Source organism: Dietzia cercidiphylli (genome assembly GCF_014145145.1).
GTDB lineage: Bacteria > Actinomycetota > Actinomycetes > Mycobacteriales > Mycobacteriaceae > Dietzia > Dietzia natronolimnaea.
Map to the genome: position 1 here is coordinate 1 of NZ_JAALEA010000072.1, position 5,459 is coordinate 5,459.

The window sequence follows — 5,459 nt, forward strand, 5'->3', positions numbered from 1 at the left end:
CGTGGTCCTGGGCGCCGCGGGCAGCCGGGACGAGTCCTCGCAGGCCGAGACGCGGGCCCTGGCCTCGGCCCTCGAGAGGGTCCTCGGGGTACCGGTGTCCGCCGGGTTCGCCTCCGCGGCCACTCCGACCGTCGCCGACGCGATCACCGGGTTCAGGGAGAGGGGTCATCGCCGGGTGGCCGTGGCGACCCACCTGCTGGCGCCCGGGTTCTTCGCGGACCGGATCGCGGCGGCCGGCGCGGACGTGACCTCACCGCCGCTCGGCGCGAACCCGGAGATAGTCGATCTGATCGTCCGGTTATACCTGGAGAATTCGACGGATTTAATCCGCTGACCGGCCCGACTGTTCTCGATCCCATAATAAACGGATCACTTATCGAGAATGGCCGGCAAATGTGACCGGGCATAATTTCCCGGTGCTGGTGCATACTGTTGTGTAGTAGTGGTCGCACCTAGCTAGGAGAATCAATGGCTCAGCAATTCCAGGTCAGGTACATCGATGACATCGACGGAACGGAACTGGGCGAAGAGGCCAATTCCATCTCGTTCGCCTTCGAGGGCAAGGAATACTCCATCGACCTGAGCGACGAGAATGCCGACGCCTTCCGTGAGGTGATGGCCCCGTACATCGACGCAGGTCACCGCGTGACCGGAAGCAAGAGCAGGCCGGCGCGCAAGGCCGCCGCCAAGTCCGGCTCGGGCGATACCAAGGCCATTCGCGAATGGGCGCGGGAAAACGGCTTCGAGGTCTCTGATCGCGGCCGCATCCCGGCCGACGTGATGGAGGCGTACGCCGCCGCCAACTGATCGCACGCGCGAGGGCCCGCATCCCCGGGAGACGGGGTGCGGGCCCTTCCGTGTATTCGCGTGCGGTACCGGTTGGCGGACGGAAGTCGCGAGATCACCGCCCTCGAGCCGCGGGAATTGTCCGCCGGATAGTTCGCTCAGAGTCGCGTGATCGGCTCATCCAGGTGCGAGAGAGCGCCGGCGACGAGTCCTGTACGGATTCCGGCGTAGTTGGCACTCCGGAGCGGAGCCATCTCCGCCGCGACCGTTATCGCGCGGTCGAGCACCGCGTCCGCCTCGGCCGCCTCATGGGCTATCCCGGCCGCGATCGCCTCGTCCGCCGCATAGCGCTTGGAGGTGAGCATGGCCGTGCTCGCCACCGTGTGGGGCAGCCGAGTGGTGATGAGCGCGTTCATCCCCGGAGGGAACGGCATCCCCAGCTGCGCTTCGGGCAGGTTCCAGAATCCGCGGTCGGCGCGCATGACGCGGTGGTCGTGGGACAGGGCCAGCATCGCCCCGGCTCCGAACGCGTGCCCGTTGACCGCGGCCACCGTGGGCAGCTCGAGCCGCAGGACCCGGGCGAACACCCGCTGGGCCCGCGAGACATAGGCGGGCAGGCCGGCGGGATCGGAGGCGACCACCGACAGGTCGAGACCGTTGGAGTAGAACTTCCCCGCCCCGGTCGTGACCAGGGCCGCCGGCCCCTCGGACGCCTCGACCTCGTCGAAGGCGGCATCGAGGGAGTCCAGGAAGTCGGGGGAGAAGGCGTTGTCCGGGGCGTCCGCGGGGTTCTCCGGCTCGGAGAAGCGGAGGACGAAGACGGACTCGTGACGGCTCAGTGTGGGCATGGGCTCCAGCGTAGATCCCCGGCAACGCCGTCACGGCAGGTGGGACACCGTTGTCACGCCCGTCCACCGCGCCCCGCGTGGGGGCCGGGAGTCCCGTGTGATGGCGGTGGGATGACACCGTTCCGCTGGACACGCCACGGCGTTGTGACGCGATGGCGACGTCGTCGTCGTACCCTGCCCGGGTGACCCGTTCCCCCTCCCGCGCGACCACCGGCGCCCCACCCCACGCCCAGTACGACGAGGCCCTCCGGCTGGGGATCCTGAGGGAGGCCACGCGCAGGCTCCGGGGAGCGGCGCCGGAGCAGCTCGGACTGCGGCCGCTGGCCGCCTCGCAGGGCACCTCCACCACGGCCATCTACACGATGTTCGGGGGCAAGTCCGGCTTGCTCGCCGCGGTCGCGGAGGAGGCGGATCGCATGCTCGCCGACGCGCTGCGGGAGTCGCTGCGTCACGACAGTGTCGAGACCGACATGCGCTCCCTGTGCCGCGCCTACCGCCGGTGGGCGCTGGAGAACCAGGGGCTGTACGCGCTCGTCGTGGGGGAGCCCGTCCGTTCACCCCGCGTCGGCGCCGACCGCCGCGACCCGCAGTCGCGCGACCCGCAGTGGAGGGAACCGCTGCTGGAGATCGTCGACGCGCTGGTGGACGAGGGGGTCTTCCGGGCCACCGACGTGCACGAGGCGGCCACCGCGATCTGGGCCTCGCTCCACGGGGTCGTGTCACTGGAACTCAGCGTGTGGCGTGAGTCGCCGAGCGCCGAGCAGTACTTCGAGACGCAGCTCGCGGCGATCCTGCGGTCCTGGGCCGCCGGCGGAGTCCGCCCGGCCACAGCTGCCGGACCCGCAACTTCTTCTATCGGAATGGTGGGCTGACCTCATGAGCGAGCGTTCGTTCTTCACCCTCGACGAGTCGGGGGCGTACATCCCCACCAGGTACGCGCGCAGCGCCTGGTCGGAGACCATGGTCAACGGGCCCGCGGTCGTGGTGGCCTCGGCCCGCGCTCTCGAGGCCGAGCACGGGGCGGAGGGGTTCCAGCCCGCCCGGCTCACCGTGGACCTCTTCGCGCCCGTCCGCACCGAGCCGCTGGTCGCGGTGACGGAGGAGGTCCGGGCCGGCAACCGCATCCGGGTCGCGGACGTCCGGATGCTGCAGGAGGGGAAGTTGGTCGCCCGGGGCACCCTCGTGCAGTTGCGCCGCGGCGAGCAGCCACCGGGAAATGTGTGGCGCTCGGGACGACGGGTGGGGGCCCCGCCGGAGGCGGACCCCACCGAGAACCGGCCGGGGTCGAACGTGTTCTTCGGCAGCGGCGACGAGGGGGAGGCGTGGAGTCGCGACATGAGCGCGCACCAGAACGACCAGCGCAAGCGGTTCTGGCTGCATCCATTGGACGTGGTGGCCGGTGAGGCCGCGACCCCGTTCCAGCGGGCCGTGACCCTGGCCGAGTCCACCAGCCTCATGTCCCACTGGGGTGACGAGGGCATCGGCTTCATCAACGCCGATCTCACCGTGGCGCTGGCCCGCCTGCCCCGGTCGGGCGACATCGGCATCGAGGCCGACGAGCACCTCAGCGACTCCGGGGTGGCGGTGGGCAGCGCCTCGCTGTTCGACCGCGACGGCGTGTTCGGCACCGGCACCGTGGTGGCCGTGTCCAACGCGGGACGGCAGATCGACTTCACCCGGCGCCGAGCGGGCACCGAGGACAGCGGATCGATCGGATCGAACGAGGCGGCGACGCGCGTATGAGCGCGAGGTTGACGCGGGAGCGGATGCTCGACGCGATCGAGGCCCAGGTCGGTCTGGTGCGGTTCGCGCTCGCCGGCGGCGGCGACTCGGCAGCCGTCGACCCGACCGCCCCTGTGCCGTCGTGCCCGGAGTGGACGGTGCACGACCTCGTCACCCACCTCGGCGCCGTCAACCGGTGGGGCGGCGTCACGGTGCGCGACGGGAACCCGCACGAGCGCTCGCGGGGCCTGGGCGACGCGATGAAGTCCGCCCCGCCGGCGTCGGCGGGCGCTGCCGCGCTCGCCGACTGGTATGCGTCCCAGGCCTCGGGGATGCTCGAGACCTTCACGGAGACCGACGTCGACGCCCCCACGTGGACCTTCGGTGGCCCGGGGCCCGCGACGTTCTGGCTCCGGCGTCAGCTCCACGAGACCGCGCTGCACCGGTGGGACCTGGAGAACGCGCTGGGCGGGCCCTCGGCCACGACGCCGCTTCCGGAGGACGTGGCCGTGGACACGATCGACGAGTTCTGCGCCGTGATGTACCCGCACAAGGGCTCCCGCGGCCCCCTGCCCGTGACGATCCGGTTGCGCGCGGTGCTCCACGCGCCCGAGGGTCTGGCGACGGGCGCCGAACCGGTGGGTGCGACGGCCCCGGGCGCCCTCGAGTGGGATCTGCCCGGTGCCGAGGGGGCCGGGGAGGTCGAGGTGTCGGGTTCGCCCGAGTCGCTCGCGCTCCTGCTGTGGGGCCGGGTCGGCGCCGACGACGCGGGGCTGGAGATCTCCGGCGACCGCGCGGGCCTCGAGGCCGCACTGGAGGCCGGACTCTCGGTGTGAGGCCGCCCGTCGTGAGTCTTCCGGTCGCAGTGGGGCTGGTGGCGCTGGGCGGGGCCGTGGGTTCCGCGCTGCGTGCGACCGTGGCCGTGATGCTCCCCGGCACCCCCCTCGGCGCGACGCTCGCCGTGAACGTGCTCGGCGCCTTCCTGCTGGGGTTGGTGCTGGAGTGGTTGGCCGCCTCCGGTGAGCGCCTGGGGGAACGACGACGAGCCGGGGTCCGACTCCTCCTGGGCACCGGGGTGTGCGGGGGCTTCACGACCTATTCCGCCGTGACCGAACACGCCGCCGAGCTGCTCTGGGACGGTGACGCGACGGTCGCCGCGGCCTATGTCCTGGTGACCCTGCTGCTCGGCGCGCTGGCCACCCTGGCGGGGGTCGGCACGGCGGCGCTCCTGACCGCGCGCGCGGATGATCGGGACGCCGGCTCAGAGGCCGACTCCGCCGTCGACGGCGAGCGGGGGTCGACGCGATGAGCGCGGCGGTGATCGGCTGGGCGGCGCTGGGCGGCGCGGTCGGTTCGGCGCTGCGGTACTCCGTGGACGTGGCCGTGACCCGGCGGTGGCGGGGCGCCTTCCCCCTGGCCACGTTCCTCATCAACGTGTCCGGTTCGCTGCTCCTCGGTCTGGTGCTCGGGCTGCTGGCGGTGAACTCGACGGTCGGCCACTCCTCGGCAGCAGGTCCGGGCGTCGCCGCGACGCTCGTGGGGACCGGGGTGCTCGGCGGGTACACCACGTTCTCCACGGCGAGCTTCGACGCGGTCCGCCTCGCCAGGGAGGGTCGCCGCCTGATGGCGGTGACCTACGCGGTGGGCACGATGCTCGTCGCGGTCGCCGCCGCCCTGCTGGGCTTGTGGCTGGGCGCGTGGTGGACCACCGTGGTGTGAGAGGTGCAGAGGGGAGTCGGGCGCGTATGGGTCATCGGATGTTCGTCGCGGTCCTGCCGCCGGACGAGGTCCGCGAGGAGCTCGAGCGGTTCCTCGAGCCACGCCCGGGACCGGCGTGGACCGCCCCCTCGCAGTGGCACCTCACGCTGACCTTCTGCCCGGATGTCGACGAGTGGCGGATCGACGACCTCTCCGACAGGCTCGGCGCGGTCGCCCGCAGGCACGAGCCGTTCCGACTGCGGCTGGCCGGGGCGGGGGCGTTCCCCTCGGTCGAGCGGGCCAAGGTGCTGTGGGCGGGGGTCGACCAGTCACCGCCTCCTCCGACGGGGCATGACCGTCGCGAGCGTCCGCTCGACGCGCTGGCCGCGGGGGCCCGGTCCGCCG

The 5,459-nt window shown here is 72.0% G+C and carries 9 protein-coding genes; 8 read left to right on the forward strand and 1 reads right to left on the reverse strand.

All coding sequences use genetic code 11. The features are described 5' to 3' along the window. Together G6028_RS03340 and G6028_RS03345 are read left to right on the forward strand one after the other, a co-directional pair. Positions 1-334: CbiX/SirB N-terminal domain-containing protein (locus G6028_RS03340; RefSeq protein ID WP_277817562.1), on the forward strand; the 334-nt coding region annotated here is incomplete at its 5' end. 134 nt (positions 335-468) lie between these two features. Continuing rightward, positions 469-807, forward strand: a complete 339-nt coding sequence (locus G6028_RS03345; RefSeq protein WP_182609511.1) for a histone-like nucleoid-structuring protein Lsr2 — start codon at positions 469-471, stop codon at positions 805-807. A 137-nt stretch (positions 808-944) separates the two neighbouring features. Here G6028_RS03345 and G6028_RS03350 read toward each other — a convergent pair whose 3' ends face one another. Further along, positions 945-1,634, reverse strand: a complete 690-nt coding sequence (locus G6028_RS03350; protein WP_182658035.1) for an enoyl-CoA hydratase/isomerase family protein — start codon at positions 1,632-1,634, stop codon at positions 945-947. A 182-nt stretch (positions 1,635-1,816) separates the two neighbouring features. Here G6028_RS03350 and G6028_RS03355 point away from each other — a divergent pair, with 182 nt between their 5' ends. From G6028_RS03355 to thpR, 6 genes are all read left to right on the forward strand, one after another. Next, positions 1,817-2,506, forward strand: a complete 690-nt coding sequence (locus tag G6028_RS03355) for a TetR/AcrR family transcriptional regulator (protein WP_338404139.1) — start codon at positions 1,817-1,819, stop codon at positions 2,504-2,506. Positions 2,507-2,510: 4 nt separating this feature from the next. Continuing rightward, on the forward strand, positions 2,511-3,377 hold the full coding sequence (locus G6028_RS03360; protein ID WP_182658037.1) for an acyl-CoA thioesterase domain-containing protein: 867 nt from the start codon (positions 2,511-2,513) through the stop codon (positions 3,375-3,377). Next, a complete protein-coding gene (locus G6028_RS03365) occupies positions 3,374-4,192 on the forward strand; it encodes a maleylpyruvate isomerase family mycothiol-dependent enzyme (RefSeq protein ID WP_182658038.1) in 819 nt (272 codons plus the stop codon). Before G6028_RS03360 ends, G6028_RS03365 begins: the two co-directional genes overlap by 4 nt. Before the next feature lie 11 nt (positions 4,193-4,203). Continuing rightward, entirely contained in the window at positions 4,204-4,665 is a 462-nt protein-coding gene (locus G6028_RS03370; protein ID WP_182658039.1) for a CrcB family protein, read from the forward strand. Next, positions 4,662-5,075: a fluoride efflux transporter FluC gene (locus tag G6028_RS03375; RefSeq protein ID WP_182658040.1), complete on the forward strand. Its 414-nt coding sequence runs from the start codon at positions 4,662-4,664 to the stop codon at positions 5,073-5,075. Before G6028_RS03370 ends, G6028_RS03375 begins: the two co-directional genes overlap by 4 nt. A gap of 26 nt (positions 5,076-5,101) precedes the next feature. Beyond that, the coding region (thpR, locus tag G6028_RS03380) for an RNA 2',3'-cyclic phosphodiesterase (protein ID WP_182658041.1) at positions 5,102-5,459 on the forward strand (358 nt) is incomplete at its 3' end.

Excerpts from the sequence above, each read along its gene's own strand:
- G6028_RS03345 (WP_182609511.1), top strand. The coding sequence starts at position 469 with ATGGCTCAGCAATTCCAGGTCAGGTACATCGATGACATCGACGGAACG.
- G6028_RS03350 (WP_182658035.1), bottom strand. The coding sequence starts at position 1,634 with ATGCCCACACTGAGCCGTCACGAGTCCGTCTTCGTCCTCCGCTTCTCC.
- G6028_RS03360 (WP_182658037.1), top strand. The coding sequence starts at position 2,511 with ATGAGCGAGCGTTCGTTCTTCACCCTCGACGAGTCGGGGGCGTACATC.
- G6028_RS03365 (WP_182658038.1), top strand. The coding sequence starts at position 3,374 with ATGAGCGCGAGGTTGACGCGGGAGCGGATGCTCGACGCGATCGAGGCC.
- G6028_RS03375 (WP_182658040.1), top strand. The coding sequence starts at position 4,662 with ATGAGCGCGGCGGTGATCGGCTGGGCGGCGCTGGGCGGCGCGGTCGGT.